This window comes from Paenibacillus riograndensis SBR5 (assembly GCF_000981585.1).
Taxonomy (GTDB): Bacteria; Bacillota; Bacilli; order Paenibacillales; family Paenibacillaceae; genus Paenibacillus_AQ; species Paenibacillus_AQ riograndensis.
Window position 1 is genome coordinate 2672820 of record NZ_LN831776.1, and the last position, 18508, is coordinate 2691327.

The following is an 18508-nucleotide window of genomic DNA, read 5'->3' on the forward strand; positions in this document are numbered from 1 at the left end:
TTATGACGACACAAACCATTCTTCCGGTGGATGCACAGCTGCTCACCGATTGGTCGCAGAGCAGCGGCGAGCCGGGCTGGCTGAAGGACAGCCGGTTAAACGCACTTACGCTGGCCGCTGGCCTGGCACTGCCGAAACTGGAGAAGACCCGGATTGACCGCTGGAATGTGAATAACTATGGAACCTACAAAGCAGGCCAGACCATCACTGCACTTAGTGAAGCCCCTGCTTCTGTTGCCGCACTGATCAAGGATCAGGAGGAAGGCAGCCTGATTATACAGCGCAACTCCGGCGCCATCTATGTCCGCCTTGCACCGGAGCTTGCAGCACAAGGCGTAATTTTCACCGATTTGCAGACTGCGGTCAAAGAGCACGGCGATCTGGTGCAGCGCTATCTGCATAAGGCCGTACTACCTGATGAGCACTCTTTAGCCGCGCTGCATGCGGCCCTTTGGAACGGCGGGGTATTCCTCTATGTTCCGAAGAACGTGGTGGTCGAGACCCCGCTGCAGGCGGTGCTGCTTACCGACGATGCCGAAGCGGCTTTTGTTCCGCATATTCTGATTGTTGCCGACACGAACAGCTCAGTGACCTATGTCGACAACTATGTGTCGGACAAAACTGAAGCCGGACTGCACAATGGTGCGGTTGAGGTGTTCGTGGGCGCAGGAGCCAAAGTCCGCTATGCCACAGTGCATCAGTTAGGTGAGGATACGACTGACGTGACTTACCGCCGCGCCGTTGTGGAGAATGACGGAACGATTGAATGGATTGTCGGCGAGATGAACTATGGGGATACAGCCAGCGACACCAAGTCGGTGCTGAAGGGCAACGGGGCAAGCTCCGATGCCAAAGTCATCGCAGTGGGATCAGGCTCGCAGAAGCTGAACTATACGACCCAGGCGCAGCATTTCGGCAAAAACACGCCGAGTGACATGATCACCCGTGCGGTGATGCGGGATGCGGCAACCTCCATTATTAACGGAATTACGAAGATCGAGAAGGGCGCAACCCGGGCCGACGGCCAGCAGACGGAAAAAGTTCTGATGCTGAGTCCTCAGGCGCGCGGAGACGCCAATCCGATCCTGCTTATAGACGAAGATGATGTAACAGCAGGCCATGCCGCTTCCGTAGGACAGGTCAATTACGAGCAGGTATACTACCTGATGTCCCGCGGAATTTCGCGGCATGATGCAGAAACACTGATCATTTACGGCTTCCTTGCACCTGTAGTGTCGCAAATTCCACTGGAGGGACTGCGCAATCAGCTCCAATCTCTTGTGGAAAGGAAGTTAGGCCAATGATCAGCAGCGCCATCCGGGAGCAATTTCCCATACTGAACCAGACAATCAACGGGCATCCTCTGGTATACCTGGACAGCGCGGCAACCTCACAGAAGCCGCGCCAGGTCATCGAAGCCGTGAAGTCCTATTATGAATGGGATAACTCCAACGTGCACCGCGGTGTCCATACGCTCGGCAGCCGGGCTACGGATGCTTACGAGGGGGCCCGCGAGAAGCTGGCCAAGTTCATTAACGCCCGCAGCACGAAGGAGATTATCTTTACCCGCGGCACAACGACGGCTCTGAATATTGTAGCTTCGTCTTACGGCCCGGGCAATGTTGGTGAAGGCGACGAGATCGTCATCACCCAGATGGAGCATCACAGCAACTTTATTCCATGGCAGCAGCTGGCGAAGAAGACAGGGGCAACCCTGAAGTTCATTCCTCTGCAGAAGGACGGGTCCATCACGCTTGAGGATGCCGAGCAGACGATTACGGATAAGACCAAGATCGTCGCCATAGCGTATGTCTCGAATGTAATGGGCATTTCCCATCCGGTAAAAGAGCTGGCAGCCATCGCTCACCGCCACGGCGCAGTAATCGTTGTCGACGGGGCCCAGAGCACGCCTCATATGAAGGTGGATGTTCAGGATCTCGACTGCGATTTCTACGCACTGTCCGGCCACAAGATGCTTGCGCCTACCGGCATCGGTGCCCTGTACGGCAAGAAGGCCCTGCTGGAAGCCATGGAGCCGGTGGAGTTCGGCGGTGAAATGATCGACGACGTCGGCCTTTATGATTCTACCTGGAAGGAGCTGCCCTGGAAGTTTGAAGGCGGCACACCGATCATTGCCGGTGCGGTCGGCCTCGGGGCAGCGATTGATTTCCTGCAGGAAATCGGGCTGGATGAAATCCACCGTCATGAGATGGAGCTGGCCGCTTACGCGGAGCAGCGCCTTTCGGAGGTGGACGGCCTGACGATTTATGGTCCGAGAAACCGTAAAGTCGGCGTGGTGACCTTCAATCTCGGAGATGTCCATCCGCATGATGTGGCTACGGTGCTGGATGCGGAAGGCGTGGCTGTTCGTGCCGGGCATCACTGCTGCCAGCCGCTGATGCGCTGGCTGCAGGTCAGTTCGACGGCCCGGGCCAGCTTCTACCTGTACAACTCAGAACAGGATGTAGATGCGCTGGTCCAAGCCTTAATTAAGGCAAAGGAGTATTTCGGCTATGAACTTGGATGACTTGTATAGACGTGTAATTATGGATCATTATAAAAATCCCCGGAACCGTGGTTCTTTTGCAGATGACGCCTTGAAGATCGAGCTGAACAACCCTACCTGCGGCGACCGTATTACGCTCCAGCTTAAGGTGGAGGATGGCGTCGTGAAGGACGCCCGTTACAGCGGCGAAGGCTGTTCGATCAGCATGTCGTCGGCTTCCATGATGACGGAAGCGGTCAAAGGCCAGACCGTAGAGCATGCGCTTGAGCTGGCTGACCGGTTCTCCTCCCTGATGAAGGGGGAAGCAGTGGATTTTGAAGATTACGAAGATATCGAAGCCCTTTCCGGTGTTAATAAATTTCCGGCGCGGATCAAATGTGCGACACTCGCATGGAACGCGCTGCGCAAAGGCATAGACGTGGAAGAAGAGCATCACCAAGAACATTAAAAACAAGGAGGCTGACACCATGGCTAAGAAAGCGCCTGATATGGAAGAGTACCAATATGGGTTCCGTGACGAGCATAAGTCGATATTCCAGTCTGGTAAAGGACTTACGGCCGAAATTGTTAAGGAAATCTCCGCCATCAAAAATGAGCCGGAATGGATGCTGGATTTCCGCCTGAAAGCTCTGGAGCAGTTCTATAAAATGCCGATGCCTAAATGGGGCGGCAATCTTGACGAATTGGATTTTGATGATATCCAGTATTATGTAAGACCTTCCGAGAAGCAAGGGAAGACCTGGGAGGAAGTACCTTCCGAGATCAAGGAAACCTTCGATAAGCTGGGGATTCCGGAAGCGGAACAGAAATTCCTGGCAGGTGTCTCGGCGCAGTACGAATCCGAGGTGGTCTACCACAGCATGCAGAAGAACCTTGAAGATCAAGGCGTCATCTTCACCGATACCGACACGGCGCTGCGGGAGCACCCGGAGCTGTTCAAGAAGTTCTTCGGCACCATTATCCCGCCTGCGGATAACAAATTTGCCGCTTTGAACAGCGCGGTATGGTCGGGCGGAAGCTTCATTTATGTTCCGAAGGGCGTGAAATGTGAAGTGCCTCTGCAGGCCTACTTCCGTATTAACTCCGAGAACATGGGCCAATTCGAGCGTACCCTGATTCTGGCCGACGAAGACAGCTTCGTGCATTATGTAGAGGGCTGTACCGCTCCAATCTACAGCACGAACTCTCTGCATAGTGCGGTGGTAGAGATCCTGTGCATGAAGAACGCGCGCGTCCGTTACACCACCATTCAGAACTGGGCGCCGAACATCTATAACCTGGTGACCAAACGTGCCGTTGCTGAAGAGAATGCAACGATGGAATGGGTCGACGGCAACATCGGCTCCAAGCTGACGATGAAATATCCTGCGGTGGTGCTCAAAGGCCGCGGAGCCAAAGGTTCTGTATTGTCCATCGCGGTTGCAGGCAAAGACCAGCACCAGGATGCAGGAGCCAAAATGATTCACTTGGCACCGGACACCACTTCGACAATTGTCTCCAAGTCGATCAGCAAACACGGCGGTAAAGTAACGTACCGTGGTCTTGCTTCCTTCGGCCGCAAGGCGGAAGGCGCCAAGTCGAACATCAAATGCGATACGCTGATTCTGGATAACCAGTCCACTTCTGACACCATTCCTTACAATGAGATCATGAACGACAACATCGTGCTGGAGCATGAAGCGACCGTCTCCAAGGTATCCGAGGAGCAGCTGTTCTACCTGATGAGCCGTGGTCTTACCGAAGCTGAAGCTACCCAGATGATCGTTATGGGCTTCATTGAGCCCTTCACCAAAGAACTGCCGATGGAATATGCGGTAGAAATGAACCGTCTTATCAAGTTCGAGATGGAAGGCAGTATAGGATAACCTTCTGAAAAGCTTGATATATCAGCCTTTATGGGGGTTTATTGCGAGGGGATTAAAAGGTCGTGCCGATTTTGTGCCGATTCAATTTCTTTTTTAGTGTATGAGGCGAACTTTTCAAGTTCGTCTTTTTCTATTTTTTGAGTTATCGAAAGATATGTGTCCGCTGTGGTTTTTATTGTTTTGTGACCAGCCGTTTGGATACAAACAGAAGACTTGCTCCAGACTCAAGAAGCAAAACAGCATGAGTATGCCGGAATCCATGTGTCCCCTTATATTCAACCCCTGCTTTAGTGCAGTATTTTTCAATTGACTCACGCACAGTCGAAGGAGTTAAGTAATTGCCAAGAAAGTTTTGGAAAATGATCCCGTCTTTGTTTTGATGGAATGTTGGGCTATTCATTATGAGGTTGTCTTGAATAGTTTTAAATTTCTCCAAAACTCCCACCACATCCGTTTCTATTCGAATGCTTGTTGAATGCTATGACCACACCACAATTTATTCAATGGCTGGAGAGCAAGATGGAGGAGCATGGTCATAAGAAGGTCATTCCTAATGATGCTGTTCTTCAGAGCAAGCTTCAGGATGAAGCCAAACAGATTCTTCGGCAGCGGTTGGCTCAAAAGCTACTTACAGAAGCAGGCTTTGAAAATCAATTCGAGACAGCGTTGGGTGTGTTGTCTGAAGCAGTTGGTGAGTATAGCGAGCTATTACGAGAGACTCCATTGCTTACAATCACATAATCCGGATGATCATAAGCTGCCGTCACAAAGCACATCCCCGCCACGGAACATGACATAACCGGAAGCTCCGTACCGGGCAAAAACTTTGGGCCGGGAACCATCCGGTGTCCACTGCAAGATAAAGTTCATCTCATCGGCCGGATAATTTTTGGCATCAATAACAGGTGGAACTACAAAGATCTAGCTGCAAAATAAGGAATAAATAGCCACATAAACAAATTTTGCTTGAAGTTGGACACGCCCAAATACAAAATGCCAAGCATGAGAAAGAAACGGAATGGTTCCACCTGAAGCAAAATGGAAGGGTACATGCAAAGAATGGTTGAACTCCCTTTGATTTTTTTGTTCTACTATACCAGACACTTCTTAGAAGGAGGTGAAATTCTCCGGTATAGATAAAATTAAATTAATAAACGCTTAAGATTTGTTTCATGACCAGTTTATACATAGGCATTACACTTTGATTAAACGGACCCAGTTGATAACAGGAGGTTTACCGACATTGCATACGCATACTATCTATAGTTTCCCCCTTGTATCCGCCTTAATCTCTATGATCCTGGCCCAGGTTATTATGCGCGATCACAATGTATGATGCAGCGGGTATCCGCCGTCATGCAGGGATGCATGCTGCTCTATTAAATCAGATAAGCAATAATTTTTCGCAGATCACGAAAGGTGAGGCACCAGCTGTATAACTCAAGGAGCTTCTCGGCCATCGACCGCTTGAAGTATTGGCCGGATTGGTGCTGGGGGTCGCAATCAGCTTTATATTGAATACTATTTTCTAGATGAAACGGAGGGGAAACAATGCAGCAACTGCTGGCCTCGATATCTGAAACGGCGCTCCACCTTGTGGATACAATGGGAATCTGGGGAATTTGGATCGGAATGATCCTGGAGAGCGCCTGCATTCCCATTCCCAGTGAGGTGATTATGCTCAGCGGCGGGTTTCTGGTTGCCCAGGGATCACTAACGTTTGCAGAAGTTGTTGTTGCCGGAGCCGTTGGGAATCTCATCGGGTCAATCCTTGCCTATTATGTTGGCAGAGCCGGGGGCAGGAGGCTGCTCGATAAGTACGGTAAATATATACTTTTGAATGCACATCATCTGGAACAGGCGGAACGCTGGTTTGCGCGATTTGGGGAGGGAACTGGAGCATTGTAGAGCAATATTTACATCCGGTGAGCTATGCTATATGTGGAGTTGTGGTGCTGCTGCTGGCATGGTGGCTGTTGCGCAGAAAGAAGGAACGGGCGGCATAGGTTTCCGACTTGTACTTTCGTATGCTGCATGAAATGTCGTATGATAAGTACATTCTGGAAATATTAGAGACAGGGTGATTACCGGATATGTCCATTCGTTTGAAATTTCTGCTGTCTTATGCGGCAATGCTAATCGTACCGCTGCTCCTGCTTCTCCTGACGGCCTCGCTGCTGACAATCGTCTATCATGGTGATGTACAAAGCCTAAAAAGCGCATATGAGAATAAATTTGAAGGTATGGAAGAGCGGGATACCCGCAATCTGATCAAGCACACCTTTATGCAAAACACAGATTTGCTTACGGACACCGTTTTTTTGGACGATTTGTCGGCGGACATGCTCAAGAAGAACACTTCACTATTCATCCGCTCTGACCAGAAGACAATGTATGCTTCAAAGGGTCTTCTGCTTGAACAGGGATTGTTGGATGAACTGCCAGCTTTCAAGAATGCAGGGGTTCATGAAGAACCTTTTCGGAAGAAATATAATAATAACTGGTATCAGATCGCTCAATTTGACTTATTATCGAAAGCATCAGAGCCGGTAAGTATTTTTCTGATCAGCAAAACGGATCCTCTGGTTCACTTCGTGAGGACTTTTTTCCCGATTCTGTTCCTTTCTACCGTAGTCGTCCTGCTGCTGACGCATACGCTGTTGACCACCTATATGTCCAGAAAGATTATCCATCCCTTACTGGAACTGCGCGAAGCGGCGGGATTAGTGACAGAGGGGAATTTGGATTTCAGGGTGAAAATTGACAGCAAGGATGAGTTGGGTCAGCTTGGGATGGCTTTTGAAGAAATGAGATCAAGACTTCAGCAATCACTTCTCATGCAGCAGCAATATGAATCCAACCGCAAAGAGCTGATTACGAATATCTCCCATGATTTAAAGACACCCATCACTGCCATTAAAGGCTATGTGGACGGAATATTGGAAGGTGTGGCGGATTCGCCGGAAAAAAATGAAAAATATATGCGTACGATTGCTGCCAAGGCCGGTGAAATGGATCACCTGATTGATGAATTGTTTCTGTTCTCGAAGCTGGATATGCAGAAGCTGCCCTTTTCTTTTGAATCTGTCCCCATTCTGCCCTTCCTGAAGGACTGGGCTGAGGAGCTGGAGGTGGAGCTGGAGAAGCAGCAGGTTGATCTGCAAATTGACATGAACGGCGGGGAAGCGGCACGGATATCGGTAGACCGTGACTCATTCAAGCGTGTGCTGGGCAATATCATTCAGAACAGTCTAAAGTATATGGATAAGCCTGAGAAGAGAATCACGGTGCAGACTCTGGTTGAGGGAAAAAACTTTACGTTGGCCATTGGTGATAATGGGCCGGGCATTCCCCCGGAAGCGGCCGGGCATATCTTTGAACGGTTTTACCGGGCGGAACAGTCCAGGAATACGAATACCGGCGGCAGCGGACTGGGCCTTGCCATCGCCAGACAGATTATTCTGGAGCATGGGGGAACGATTCATGCGGACAGTAAGGAAGGCGAAGGGACGGAGATCCGTATTGTTTTACCGATCGAAGAAGGAGGCGCAGGAGAATGAAGCGGACGATACTGATTGTGGAAGATGAGCCTTCGATTGCCGAGCTTCAGCGGGATTATCTGGAGATGAATGGATATCAGACCGAAATCGCCGTAAATGGAGAACAAGGCCTGGAGCTCAGCCTTAGCGGGAAGTTCGAGCTCATTGTGCTGGATGTCATGCTGCCCAAGCTGAACGGTTTCGAGGTATGCAAAAGGATTCGCGGCGAGCTTGATATTCCCATCCTGATGGTCACCGCCAGACGGGAGGATATCGACATTGTGCGCGGGCTGGGTCTTGGAGCGGATGATTATATGACCAAGCCCTTTAAACCCGCTGAACTGGTTGCCAGAGTAAAAGCACATTTGTCCCGGTATGACCGCCTCAAGGGCCGGGGATCATCCACGAGTGAGCTGGAAATTAGGGGGCTCAGGCTGAATCCGGACTCCCGCCGCGCTTTTATCCGGGATGAGGAGGTGTCGCTGACCACAAAGGAATTCGATCTGCTCTACTTTCTGGCGCAGCATCCCAATCATGTATTCAGCAAGGACCAGCTCTTTGAGCGGTTATGGGGTGTTGATTCTCTTGGAGATACCCAGACGGTAACCGTGCATATCCGCAAGCTCCGCGAGAAAATCGAAGAGGATTCTGCCAATCCGCTATACATCGAGACTCTTTGGGGTGCAGGATATCGGTTCCGCTCCTGAATATAAGCAAAAAAGCCAAAGCCTTCGGGATGCTTTGGCTTTTTTTGTGTGCTCCGGAGTTAAGAATTATTTAAGGGTCTGTTCACAGGTATTTTAGATTTATCCTTTACTCTAAATTTGCGTGAAAGCTTACTGGAAAAGGATAAAAGGTTACGCCAAGGGGGAGAAGGCATGGAGAGTATAGCCAAGCTGACAGGAGTGAGCAAAGAGTTCCATAACGGCAGAGGCATCAGTGGTGTGAATTTGGAGCTGAACATGGGAGATATCTACGGATTGCTCGGACCTAACGGTGCCGGTAAAACTACGCTTCTGAAAATGCTGTCCGGACTGATTGCTCCGAGCTTTGGGAGCATTTCATTGTTTGGACAAGATCTGGAACAATCCTTCGCATCGAGTATGAGGAAGGTGGGCTGCATGATTGAATCGGCCGATTTTTACGATTATGTCACAGCACGCCAATATTTGAAGCTGAATGCAAGCTTCTATCCGGAGCTGCCGCCGCAGCGGATAGATGAAGTGCTGGAGGCCGTGGGTCTTGCAGCTTTTGCCAAAGAAAAGATAAGGCACTTCTCCACCGGTATGAAGCAAAAGCTTGCCATGGCCTCCTCCATTCTGCACCATCCGGAATTTGTAATCTGGGATGAGCCAACCAATGGGCTGGATATCGAAGGAGTGGTTCATTTTCGCGCTCTGGTTAAGCAATTATCGGGTGAACAGGGAATCACCTTCCTGATTTCAAGCCACATGATTCATGAATTGGAACAGCTCTGCAACAGAGTAGGCATTCTGCAGCAAGGCGTTCTGGTACGGGAAGGCAATGTGCATGAACTGTTAGCTGACAATACTTCCCTTGAGCAATATTACATTGCCGAACTGCAAAAAGGAAAGGAGCTGTTGGACGATGGACGGCTTAACCGCAGCACTTAGAAATGAACTGATGCTCATGATCTACCACAAAAAAACCATCTTCTTTTTCATGGTGTCCATCATTCTTCCAGTACTGCTGATTTTACTTTTCCATTCTCTGAAGCCTGTTCTGGGGATGATTGCGGTCAGTCCTTCCTATCCTGTCCAAATGCTGGAGATCTACACCGTCTTCGTGATCCCTCTCTTCATGATCGTGGAGATTGCCGATTTATTTCCACAGGAAATTTCGTCACGTACCCTGAAGCTGGCGCTGCTGCGGCCGATTACGAGACTCGGGGCATACACTGCTAAATTCCTTGCCCTCGGTATAGCAATCGGCATGCTGCTGCTGCTTCTGGGAACGGCAAGCACACTGTGCAACCTGTTGTTCGGGACTCCCGGTACAGGAGGCCTCAATCTCTTCAGTATGCTGAAAGCCTACGCAGCAGCGTTTCTGTCCATGTGCTCTCTTGCAGCATTATTTGTATTCACCGCTCAATTTTTTCGCAGCGCCGGCGGATTTCTGGTCTTTTCCATTCTGTTATATACCGGGGCAAAAACAGTTCCTTACTTGATTAACGGCTTTTCTTATTTTTCTATAGCATCCTATACAGACTGGTATTCCTTATGGTTAAGCCATACCGTTTCCACAGGCAGGCTTGCCACCACTTCATTATTTCTGCTGGCCGGGCTGCTGATGTTTTCCACGCTGGGATATATTCTATTCGAACGCAAGGAGGTATAGCTATGAACGAACGCCAACTATGGAACAAGGTACCGCAGGTTACGATTTTTTTCTGGATCATTAAAATCATGGCCACTACGGTGGGGGAAACAGCAGCAGATTTTCTGAATTTCAATCTCAATTGGGGCTTGACCCTCACAACTCTGGTGATGACCGGTCTGCTGCTAATCTCTCTGTTCTTTCAGATGTCCGCCACTAAATACGTGCCCTCAATGTATTGGCTGGCCGTCGTGCTGATCAGTGTGGTAGGAACACTTATTACTGACAACCTTGTAGACAATCTCGGAGTTCCGCTGGAAACGACAACGATATTCTTTTCACTGGCACTGGCGATGACTTTTGTGGCTTGGTATGCCAGCGAGAAGATGCTGTCGATTCACTCCATTACCACAAAAAAACGGGAAGCCTTTTACTGGCTGGCCATTCTCTTTACGTTTGCCCTGGGTACCGCAGCCGGAGATCTTGTCGCTGAAAGTCTGAATCTCGGGTACTGGATATCGGCAGTCATTTTTGCCGCGCTGATTGGTGCCGTAACGCTGGCGCACTTCCGCCTCAAGCTGAACGCTGTCACAGCCTTCTGGCTGGCTTATATACTGACCCGCCCTTTGGGTGCATCGCTGGGTGATTATCTGTCGCAGCCCCGCAGCGAAGGCGGACTCCAACTGGGTACGACCGGTACCAGTATCATCTTTATAGCAATCATCCTTGGACTGGTCCTTTACTTGACGAAAACCAAGAAAGACCAGGTTGTACTATAGATTCAGTCTCAGAGTTCATATGGAATTAAGAATTCCAATCTGAATCCTGTAGTGCTTATTTTGACCTCCAACGATGGGCAAATGGTTCGATCATGCATCTGCTGTCGCCCGCATGTATATTTGCCCGCAGAGAGAAGCTGACTGAATTTAATCCGTATTCCCTATAATTTAAGATTTATTTAATAGTCTCTTCACTGCGAATTTAGGATTATCGCTTAGGCTTGGGTTGCAAGATAAATTCAGCAGTGGAAGGAAGGTAAAAGAATGAAGAAGAAGTGGCTATTGACCGGAAGCGCGGTTGGGATTAGCGGTGCTGTAATGTTAGCTACCGGACTTACGGCGTTTGCAGGGACCTCGGGCTATGAGGATTACAAGGCTGCGCTCAAGAATACAGCGCAGAATCTGACAAGTGTTACGGTTCAGGCAGATGCTGTTCTTAAGGACAATGGTTCCCTGCTTAGCCAGGCCCAGAGCAACTTGAAGGCAAGTCGGCAAAATGAAGCCGTGAGCGGAACCGTCAAGATCAGCGGGAAAACAGGTGCTCAGACCATCAGCCTGTACAGTCAGCCTGACGGGCAAGTCTGGAAGAGCGATGCTTCGGATATTTATTATGTGAAGCAGGACAAGGCAGAGAAGGATGATCGGGAAGCAGGGAAGGAGACCAAGGACGAGGCTTGGTTCAGCTCTCAAGGAGAGACGGTCATTGATGCATTGATCGGAAATTTGAAGAATGAGATCATATCCACTGCAGGAGAGGGCGGCTCCAAGGATATTTCACTCCAGCTAGACAACGCACAAATCCCGGCTGTGGTGCAGGCCCTCGCACCGGTTGCTTTCAAGCATCTTTCGGAACAGTCCAAATGGGAGCATTCCACGGAGAGCGGCAGTGCAGCGAAGCAAAGCGATCCTGAGGAGCTGTTTCGGCAAAGTCTGTTTAGTGCCAAGGATATTGCTCTGACAGATGGCGTCCAGATTCAAAGCATCAGCTTGCATGCGGTAGTTAGTCCTGCCAATGAAATTCAGCGCCAGCAATTTGACATCACATTTACCGGACAGGATGCCCAGGGAGCTTCACATACATTAACTGCTAGCCTGGATGTCCAGTTGTCTGCTATTAATGGAACAACTCCTGATTCGGTTGATTTAACAGGTAAGCAAGTGGTGCAGGTGAAGGATGATCATGAGGGCAGACATCACGAATAAGCCGGAGCAGCTGACAACTTTTTTTGAAAATATAAGAAAGAATAAGTTTCACGCTATACTTTATCCTTATATTTCGCGCTAAACAAAACGCGGATAAGAGCAGTATTGTTCTTATCCGCGCTTCTATGAATAGCCCTATCCATAATTACAGCAGAGAGGAGCCAGTTATACATGCATGATTACATCATTGCTATCATTCAAGGTATTGTTGAGGGGATCACGGAATTCCTGCCGGTATCCTCCACAGGCCATCTCATACTGAGCGGAGAGCTCCTTGGATTCACCGGAGAAAAAGCCGATACCTTCGAAATCATTATTCAGCTTGGAGCCATTCTTGCCGTGGCAGTCATTTACTGGCGGCGGATTCTTGGCTTGCTGGGATTAGTAAAAGTCGATTCCGAGAATGGAAATACGAATGCGAAGCAGAAATTGAACCTGATCCATGTCATCCTGGCCTGCTTGCCTGCTATGGTGCTGGGACTCGTCCTGCATTCCTTCATCAAAACGTATTTGTTCTCTCCCTATACAGTGCTCGCAGGACTTGTTCTGGGAGGCTTGTTCATGCTGCTTGGTCAATACAAACGCACTGCAATACAGGCAGAGAATATTGATCAGCTATCCTACAAGCAAGCGATCACCATCGGTTTGTTCCAGTGCCTGTCCTTATGGCCGGGCTTCTCCCGTTCGGGAGCAACGATTGCCGGGGGCCTGCTGGCAGGTGCGGGCTACAAAGCGGCAACCAATTTCTCCTTCCTCATTGCCATTCCGATGATGGTAGCCGCAAGCGGTTATGAGCTGCTAAAAAGCTACCATACCTTAACGGCTTCCGACGCCGGATTTTTTATCACCGGGTTTATTGTCGCCTTTGTTGTTGCCCTGCTCGCCGTGATTACCTTCCTGAAACTGCTTGAACGGCTGAAGCTCGCACCGTTTGCTTACTACCGGTTTGTGCTCGCTGCGGTATTTTTGATCTATCTGATCAGCAAATAATTAAAGGCTTGTTCTGCATTCTTACCTTATTTTGATGGGCTGGGCAGCTTTGCTTTTTCCAAGGGTGTTCAGTCCATACATATCTTCAAGAGTGCGGAGCAATGAGTAATGATTTGTTTTTACAGTATAAGAGCCTTTCTTGACCTTAGCGCCAACTATGAAGGTTGGTATTTTGTTATGCTCACTCATATCATCTTCATCCCAGGTAACGATAAGAAGGCTATTGTGGTTAGCGGCCCAGACAGCATAGGCGGACAGATGACTCTTGAGCCACTGGTCTGCAGTCTTAATGCTGCCGTCATGCATGTCATTATTTAGATTCGGTATGACAAAAGAAACGGTCGGAAGCTGATTGAAATCCTTGGGGAAGCTGGTTAACGGCATGTTGATGCTGGACGGCAGATTGGAGAAATTGACCCAAGGGTTATGTTTTCTTGCATATTTTGTGCTCAGGTCATAAGGACCGGTATATCCCACCTTGGGCAGACCTTCTGAATAGCCGCCAAAGGAATACCCGTGGCTAATAAGCTCAGAAGCCAAATTGGCGTGGTTCGTCCGGGGATGGGACAAGTCGTCTGTTACGCCCTGATTGGAGCCGGAGAACAGCTCAATGTAATTCGGCTGACTTGGATGTGTGATGGCATAGTGATTGGTGAGGCTCAATCCTTGTTTAGCCAAGCTGTTCATAAATGGAGCTGAAGAGTTATTCAGAATTTTCCGTGAGGAATGATTTTCTTCAACAACTATGACAATATGATCATACGCAGATTTCGATGCCGGGGCTGGCTGGGCAGCAGTTGCTGAGCCGGGATGAACGAGGGAACTCGCTCCCAAAGTACATAAAGCTATTGAAGCTATGATCCATTTCGATTTAAACATATTTTCTCCTCTCTTCTGGGCAGCTTACTGGAATACTCTTCATACTAAACTCAATTTATTAAAACTTTCTTAACTATCCTCATGCATGTGATGGGCTGAATGCTTATAATATAGGGTGCTGCTGATTATGGATAGATTTTATGAGAGGGGAGATGCACTATGAGTGCTGTATTTGAAATACATAATCTGGCCAAATTCAATTGGGAGGCTGAAGCGAAGGGGGAGAGCAGGTATTTGTTCTCACGTATCTCTGCTGAAATCTCCAAGCCGGAGCGGGTTGCGCTTATCGGCGCTTCTGGACAGGGGAAAAGCACGCTGCTGCGGATATTGGCCTTGCTGGACATACCGGATCAAGGAGATTTGCTGCTGAACGGCGCTTCATTTAAAAATTCAAATCCGCGTGAATGGCGAATGGCGGTTGCCTATGTGGCCCAACAAGCGGTAATGCTGCCCGGCAGCATCGAGGATAATTTGCGTACGGTCAGCAGGCTGCATGGACAGCCCTATGATGCTGCTCTTGGTGCGCAGCTTATGGAGCAGCTTGGGCTTGATCACCTGGACCTTGCCAAAAAAGCGGAGGATTGCTCCGGCGGAGAGAAACAGCGCATCTCATTGATCCGCACGCTGCTGCTTCGGCCAAGCATTCTTTTGCTGGATGAGGCCACAGCTTCACTGGATATTGACAGCACAAGGAAGGTCGAAGCACTGTTGCTGAACCGGCATAAGGAAGAAGGGATAACCTTGATATGGGTTACCCATGATCCGGAGCAGGCCCATAGAATCAGCAATCGGACATGGGCTATGGACAAAGGTGGGATGCGGGAATACAGCACTGCTTCTTATTTTGAGCAATCCTTGAAAGGAGCCGTGCATCCATGACATTAACCGCATTAAGTTTTACGCTTCTGTTTGTTATGGGGACCATGCTGGTCTCCATCTGGCAAAAGCTCGGCCTGGAAAAAGATATTGCCGTCGGAACCATACGGTCAGCGGTTCAGCTCCTGGCGGTTGGTTATGTGCTGCAGTTTATTTTCCAGGCGGAGCATATTATTTTTGTCGTCTTGATTATTGTCTTTATGATCGGTGTCGCCTCATGGAATGCTGCTAAGCGGGGAAAGGGACTGCCCGGACTGGTCTGGAGAATTGCCGTGGCGATCTCAGCGATGGAGCTTCTGATGATGGGGATATTGCTCGGGCTGCATATTATCAAAGCCAACCCGCAGTATATCATTCCAATCAGCGGAATGACCATCGGCAGCGCAATGGTCGTCTCCGGGCTGTTCATCAACCACCTCAAGCATGAAATGCAGCAGAACAAGGGAGAAATCGAAACGCTGCTGTCGCTTGGAGCCACGGCTCAGCAGGCCATGCAGAAGGTTAGGGCGAGAGCCGTGAAATTCAGTATGATCCCTACGATTGACGGCATGAAGACGGTGGGCCTTGTGCAGCTCCCCGGCATGATGACCGGGATGATTATTGCCGGAGCCGATCCGGTAATAGCCGTGCGCTATCAGATTCTGATTGTATTCTCCTTCACCGCCTCCGCCGCAGTTACAAGTATGCTGCTGAGCGTGCTCATCTACCGGCTGTTCTTCACCGCCGATCTGCGGCTTAAGCTGCCGGGAGCTATGGATTAAGCACTATTCAAATGGGGAACCATAGGTGAAAGAAAGCGAGGCGCGCCTATGAAAAGGTTCCGGGAAATTCTTCGACGATTGCAGATTGTAAAGCTATTCTCAGCTCTCTACCGCTATAAGCTGGTTCAGATCATTATTCCTGCAGCGGTGATTCTGTTCATTTACTGGGAAGGGCAGAAGGAGTTTCGAAGAATTGACTGGGCCGGCACTCTTCACACTCTCCACCATATGAAGCCGGCGACTGTACTTCTGTTGTTTGGATTTGCGCTGATCGCGGTTGCAACGGTTAGTCTATACGATTTTGTTCTCCGGCGTCATTTCCAAATTCCACTCAGTTTCTGGGAGACCTTTCGATATTCATGGATCGCTAATACCTCCAATAGCGTCATAGGCTTCTCCGGGATTGCCGGAGCTGCTTTGCGGACATTCCTATACCGCAAGCGGAAAATTCCTGCGCAGACCATTACTGCATCCATCGCTTTCCTCTCCACGATTACAATAACCGGCCTTTCTGTACTCTCATGGGCTGGGATTCTCGGCATACTGCCTATGCAGCCTGTCCTGCAATCTCATCCCTGGACGATATATGCGGTATGGGCAGCCGCCTTGTATCTACCTGGATACTTGATATTGCAGCGTACGTCCTTTTACGCAAAGTGGCTGAACCGGAATCTGCCCCGGATGGATGCAGCTACAATCGCAGCCTCTGTCGGCGCTTCCTTATTGGAGTGGGCCTTTGCGGGTATCTCCTTCTGGCTCATCGGCTCCTGCTTTCTTCCCGCACTTTCTCTTGCACAGGCACTTGGCATCTATACACTCTCAGCGATCACCGGCCTGCTCAGTATGGCTCCAGGCGGTATTGGCGGCTTCGATTTAACCGCTCTGCTGGGCCTCCAACAATTGGGTTACCCATCCGGCAAGACGGCAGCCGTCCTTGTTCTATTCCGTTTGCTGTACTACCTTTTCCCCTGGGGTATCGGTCTTGTTCTAGCTGCATTTGATTTTGCCAGGGGCCGTGAAGGAGAGGACGGGCGGGACAATGCGGGCTACGAGAGCGTGTTGAACAACTGGCAAAAGATATGGCTATTTCCAACCCGGCTCGGAGTTGTCGGGGAGATCGGGGCCTGGTCGCTGGGCAAACTTGTATTCGCAAGCGGCATCGTGCTTTTGCTCTCTGCTGCTACACCAGGCCTGCTCAATCGGCTGCAATTTGCCGAGGAGCTGTTGTCGGCTCCACTGATGAGGTTGTCCCATCAATTAAGCGTAATCATTGGCCTATTGCTGCTCGTACTTTCCTGGGGAATTTCGCATCGGGTAAAGCGGGCGTACCGGCTGACTCTTTTCTTTCTTTGTGCCGGTGCTCTGTTCACATTTACCAAGGCGTTTGATTTTGAGGAAGCTATCTTCCTGCTCATTGTGGCATTGCTGCTGTGGATATCACGAAACCGATTTTTCAGAGTCGCTACACCTGTTGACCCAGGAAAAGCGGCCCTTTGGGGGCTTGTAACACTTCTGGCTGCCTATGTCTACGATTTGATTGCTACAGGGATTCCACCTGCGATCCTAAAGCATTGGCCTTCGAATGCGAAGCTAATGTGGCTTATTAATCCGAAACAGCATGCTGCGGCTGCAATTGCAGGTCTGGTAATGGCTTGGCTGCTGATTACACTTTTTTTTATTCTTAGGCCAAACCGGTTAACCAATAAAGGGGCTTCTGATGCAGAACTGGCCAGATTGCGCAAATTCCTTGAGCACGAACAAGGCAACTTGCTGACCCACGTATTATTTGCCGGCGATAAAAGCTTTTTTTGGGCATGCAACGATCAGGTGTTGATCCCTTATGCTATTGTCCGCAGGGAATTCGTCGTTCTTGGTGATCCCATTGGTAAAGAGAATTTGGTCAGTGAAGCCATTCAGGAAAGTCAGCGTTTTGCAGACCTTTATGATTTAACGGTTGTGTTCTATCAGGTTTCTCCGCATTACCTTCCAATTTATCATGAGAATGGATACCGTTTCTTTAAATTGGGTGAGGAGGCTTTGGTTTCTTTGGAACACTTTACCCTTAGCGGTAAACCAAGCGCAAGTCTGCGCAGTGTTACTAACCGGTTCGAACGTGAAGGCTTCCGCTTTGAGGTGGTACAACCTCCTCATCCAGAAGATTTAATGAAACAGTTGTATGAAATTTCGCAAAAGTGGCTGGATGGAAAAAAGGAAAAGGGATTTTCGCTCGGCTGGTTCGATGAGGACTACTTGCAGCAATCCACACTCAGTTTATTGTCTAGTCCGAATGGTGAGATCATTGCGTTTGCCTCTTTGGCACCCGGCTATGATAATGGCAACACACTGTCTGTGGATCTCATGCGCAATCTTCCGGTTAAACCTAACGGAACAATGGATCATTTATTTGTCAGCCTATTAAAATGGGCAAAGGAACAGGGTTATGCATACTTTAATTTAGGCATGGCTCCCCTATCAAGCGTAGGACAAACTCAATCCGCCATCCGGGAAGAGAAGCTTGCCCATTTAGTTTTTAAGCATGGAGGTCATTGGTATGGATTCCTGGGCCTTAGAAAATACAAAGAAAAGTTCTCTCCGGTCTGGGAGCCCCGCTATCTCGCGTACCCTTCTCAGGTTTCGCTGCCGATCCTTCTGCTGGAACTGGTAAGGCTCATTGCCCGTCGGCCGAATAAAGAATGATTGGATTGGCAAAGGGGAAATCCTCCCTGTATACTTGTCCAATTCGTGCCGATTCTGATTAATAAGCAATGAATTC

Annotated in this window: 19 protein-coding genes; 17 read left to right on the forward strand and 2 right to left on the reverse strand. The window is 49.4% G+C overall.

Features of this window, described 5'->3' with window-relative positions:
• Positions 1-2: 2 nt before the first annotated feature.
• From sufD to sufB, 4 genes are read left to right on the forward strand one after another with little or no spacing between them, the layout of a single operon-like run.
• The gene (gene sufD / locus PRIO_RS10735) at positions 3-1304 is read left to right on the forward strand and encodes a Fe-S cluster assembly protein SufD (protein ID WP_020426761.1); all 1302 of its coding nucleotides are present in this window, start codon (positions 3-5) and stop codon (positions 1302-1304) included.
• The gene (locus PRIO_RS10740) at positions 1301-2527 is read left to right on the forward strand and encodes a cysteine desulfurase (protein WP_020426760.1); all 1227 of its coding nucleotides are present in this window, start codon (positions 1301-1303) and stop codon (positions 2525-2527) included. The genes sufD and PRIO_RS10740 overlap by 4 nt, the downstream gene beginning before the upstream one ends.
• The gene (gene sufU, locus PRIO_RS10745; protein WP_020426759.1) at positions 2514-2954 is read left to right on the forward strand and encodes a Fe-S cluster assembly sulfur transfer protein SufU; all 441 of its coding nucleotides are present in this window, start codon (positions 2514-2516) and stop codon (positions 2952-2954) included. Before PRIO_RS10740 ends, sufU begins: the two co-directional genes overlap by 14 nt.
• A gap of 19 nt (positions 2955-2973) precedes the next feature.
• Positions 2974-4371, forward strand: a complete 1398-nt coding sequence (gene sufB, locus PRIO_RS10750) for a Fe-S cluster assembly protein SufB (RefSeq protein ID WP_020426758.1) — start codon at positions 2974-2976, stop codon at positions 4369-4371.
• 172 nt (positions 4372-4543) lie between these two features.
• Here sufB and PRIO_RS36705 read toward each other — a convergent pair whose 3' ends face one another.
• A complete protein-coding gene (locus PRIO_RS36705) occupies positions 4544-4807 on the reverse strand; it encodes a tyrosine-type recombinase/integrase (RefSeq protein WP_046502272.1) in 264 nt (87 codons plus the stop codon).
• A gap of 44 nt (positions 4808-4851) precedes the next feature.
• Between PRIO_RS36705 and PRIO_RS10760 the strand changes: the two genes are divergently transcribed.
• From PRIO_RS10760 to bacA, 10 genes are all read left to right on the forward strand, one after another.
• Entirely contained in the window at positions 4852-5112 is a 261-nt protein-coding gene (locus PRIO_RS10760; protein WP_167345606.1) for a PPP2R3 domain-containing protein, read from the forward strand.
• A gap of 581 nt (positions 5113-5693) precedes the next feature.
• A complete protein-coding gene (locus tag PRIO_RS37455) occupies positions 5694-5810 on the forward strand; it encodes a divergent PAP2 family protein (RefSeq protein WP_407944490.1) in 117 nt (38 codons plus the stop codon).
• 112 nt (positions 5811-5922) lie between these two features.
• Complete coding sequence (locus PRIO_RS10765; RefSeq protein ID WP_020426756.1) at positions 5923-6279, forward strand: DedA family protein; 357 nt, start codon at positions 5923-5925, stop codon at positions 6277-6279.
• A gap of 185 nt (positions 6280-6464) precedes the next feature.
• A complete protein-coding gene (locus PRIO_RS10770) occupies positions 6465-7931 on the forward strand; it encodes a HAMP domain-containing sensor histidine kinase (protein WP_046502276.1) in 1467 nt (488 codons plus the stop codon).
• Positions 7928-8617 carry a response regulator transcription factor gene (locus tag PRIO_RS10775; RefSeq protein ID WP_020426753.1) on the forward strand — a complete coding sequence of 230 codons (690 nt, stop codon included), beginning with the start codon at positions 7928-7930 and terminating at the stop codon, positions 8615-8617. The genes PRIO_RS10770 and PRIO_RS10775 overlap by 4 nt, the downstream gene beginning before the upstream one ends.
• Positions 8618-8788: 171 nt before the next feature.
• Complete coding sequence (locus PRIO_RS10780) at positions 8789-9544, forward strand: ABC transporter ATP-binding protein (RefSeq protein WP_020426752.1); 756 nt, start codon at positions 8789-8791, stop codon at positions 9542-9544.
• A complete protein-coding gene (locus PRIO_RS10785) occupies positions 9519-10268 on the forward strand; it encodes an ABC transporter permease (RefSeq protein ID WP_020426751.1) in 750 nt (249 codons plus the stop codon). The genes PRIO_RS10780 and PRIO_RS10785 overlap by 26 nt, the downstream gene beginning before the upstream one ends.
• A 2-nt stretch (positions 10269-10270) precedes the next feature.
• Positions 10271-11026, forward strand: coding sequence for a COG4705 family protein (locus PRIO_RS10790; protein WP_082118089.1), 756 nt, complete (start codon positions 10271-10273; stop codon positions 11024-11026).
• 264 nt (positions 11027-11290) lie between these two features.
• Positions 11291-12229: a hypothetical protein gene (locus PRIO_RS10795; protein WP_020426749.1), complete on the forward strand. Its 939-nt coding sequence runs from the start codon at positions 11291-11293 to the stop codon at positions 12227-12229.
• A gap of 171 nt (positions 12230-12400) precedes the next feature.
• Positions 12401-13219, forward strand: coding sequence for an undecaprenyl-diphosphate phosphatase (bacA, locus tag PRIO_RS10800; RefSeq protein ID WP_046502279.1), 819 nt, complete (start codon positions 12401-12403; stop codon positions 13217-13219).
• Between the two features lie 21 nt (positions 13220-13240).
• On the opposite strand, the gene PRIO_RS10805 is transcribed toward bacA, so the two are convergent.
• Entirely contained in the window at positions 13241-14098 is an 858-nt protein-coding gene (locus tag PRIO_RS10805; RefSeq protein WP_020426747.1) for an alkaline phosphatase family protein, read from the reverse strand.
• A gap of 159 nt (positions 14099-14257) precedes the next feature.
• Here PRIO_RS10805 and PRIO_RS10810 point away from each other — a divergent pair, with 159 nt between their 5' ends.
• Genes PRIO_RS10810 through mprF form a run of 3 tightly spaced genes read left to right on the forward strand, consistent with a single transcriptional unit; the run spans position 14258 to position 18432 of the window.
• Entirely contained in the window at positions 14258-14977 is a 720-nt protein-coding gene (locus PRIO_RS10810; RefSeq protein ID WP_020426746.1) for an ABC transporter ATP-binding protein, read from the forward strand.
• Entirely contained in the window at positions 14974-15735 is a 762-nt protein-coding gene (locus tag PRIO_RS10815; protein ID WP_020426745.1) for an ABC transporter permease, read from the forward strand. Before PRIO_RS10810 ends, PRIO_RS10815 begins: the two co-directional genes overlap by 4 nt.
• A 48-nt stretch (positions 15736-15783) precedes the next feature.
• Positions 15784-18432 (forward strand): bifunctional lysylphosphatidylglycerol flippase/synthetase MprF, encoded by a 2649-nt coding sequence (mprF, locus tag PRIO_RS10820; protein WP_046502282.1) that lies wholly within the window; start codon positions 15784-15786, stop codon positions 18430-18432.
• Positions 18433-18508: the final 76 nt, after the last annotated feature.

Coding starts and splice junctions, on each gene's coding strand:
- sufD (WP_020426761.1), top strand. CDS start 3: ATGACGACACAAACCATTCTTCCGGTGGATGCACAGCTGCTCACCGAT.
- PRIO_RS10740 (WP_020426760.1), top strand. CDS start 1,301: ATGATCAGCAGCGCCATCCGGGAGCAATTTCCCATACTGAACCAGACA.
- sufU (WP_020426759.1), top strand. CDS start 2,514: ATGAACTTGGATGACTTGTATAGACGTGTAATTATGGATCATTATAAA.
- sufB (WP_020426758.1), top strand. CDS start 2,974: ATGGCTAAGAAAGCGCCTGATATGGAAGAGTACCAATATGGGTTCCGT.
- PRIO_RS10760 (WP_167345606.1), top strand. CDS start 4,852: ATGACCACACCACAATTTATTCAATGGCTGGAGAGCAAGATGGAGGAG.
- PRIO_RS10765 (WP_020426756.1), top strand. CDS start 5,923: ATGCAGCAACTGCTGGCCTCGATATCTGAAACGGCGCTCCACCTTGTG.
- PRIO_RS10770 (WP_046502276.1), top strand. CDS start 6,465: ATGTCCATTCGTTTGAAATTTCTGCTGTCTTATGCGGCAATGCTAATC.
- PRIO_RS10775 (WP_020426753.1), top strand. CDS start 7,928: ATGAAGCGGACGATACTGATTGTGGAAGATGAGCCTTCGATTGCCGAG.
- PRIO_RS10780 (WP_020426752.1), top strand. CDS start 8,789: ATGGAGAGTATAGCCAAGCTGACAGGAGTGAGCAAAGAGTTCCATAAC.
- PRIO_RS10785 (WP_020426751.1), top strand. CDS start 9,519: ATGGACGGCTTAACCGCAGCACTTAGAAATGAACTGATGCTCATGATC.
- PRIO_RS10790 (WP_082118089.1), top strand. CDS start 10,271: ATGAACGAACGCCAACTATGGAACAAGGTACCGCAGGTTACGATTTTT.
- PRIO_RS10795 (WP_020426749.1), top strand. CDS start 11,291: ATGAAGAAGAAGTGGCTATTGACCGGAAGCGCGGTTGGGATTAGCGGT.
- bacA (WP_046502279.1), top strand. CDS start 12,401: ATGCATGATTACATCATTGCTATCATTCAAGGTATTGTTGAGGGGATC.
- PRIO_RS10805 (WP_020426747.1), bottom strand. CDS start 14,098: ATGTTTAAATCGAAATGGATCATAGCTTCAATAGCTTTATGTACTTTG.
- PRIO_RS10810 (WP_020426746.1), top strand. CDS start 14,258: ATGAGTGCTGTATTTGAAATACATAATCTGGCCAAATTCAATTGGGAG.
- PRIO_RS10815 (WP_020426745.1), top strand. CDS start 14,974: ATGACATTAACCGCATTAAGTTTTACGCTTCTGTTTGTTATGGGGACC.
- mprF (WP_046502282.1), top strand. CDS start 15,784: ATGAAAAGGTTCCGGGAAATTCTTCGACGATTGCAGATTGTAAAGCTA.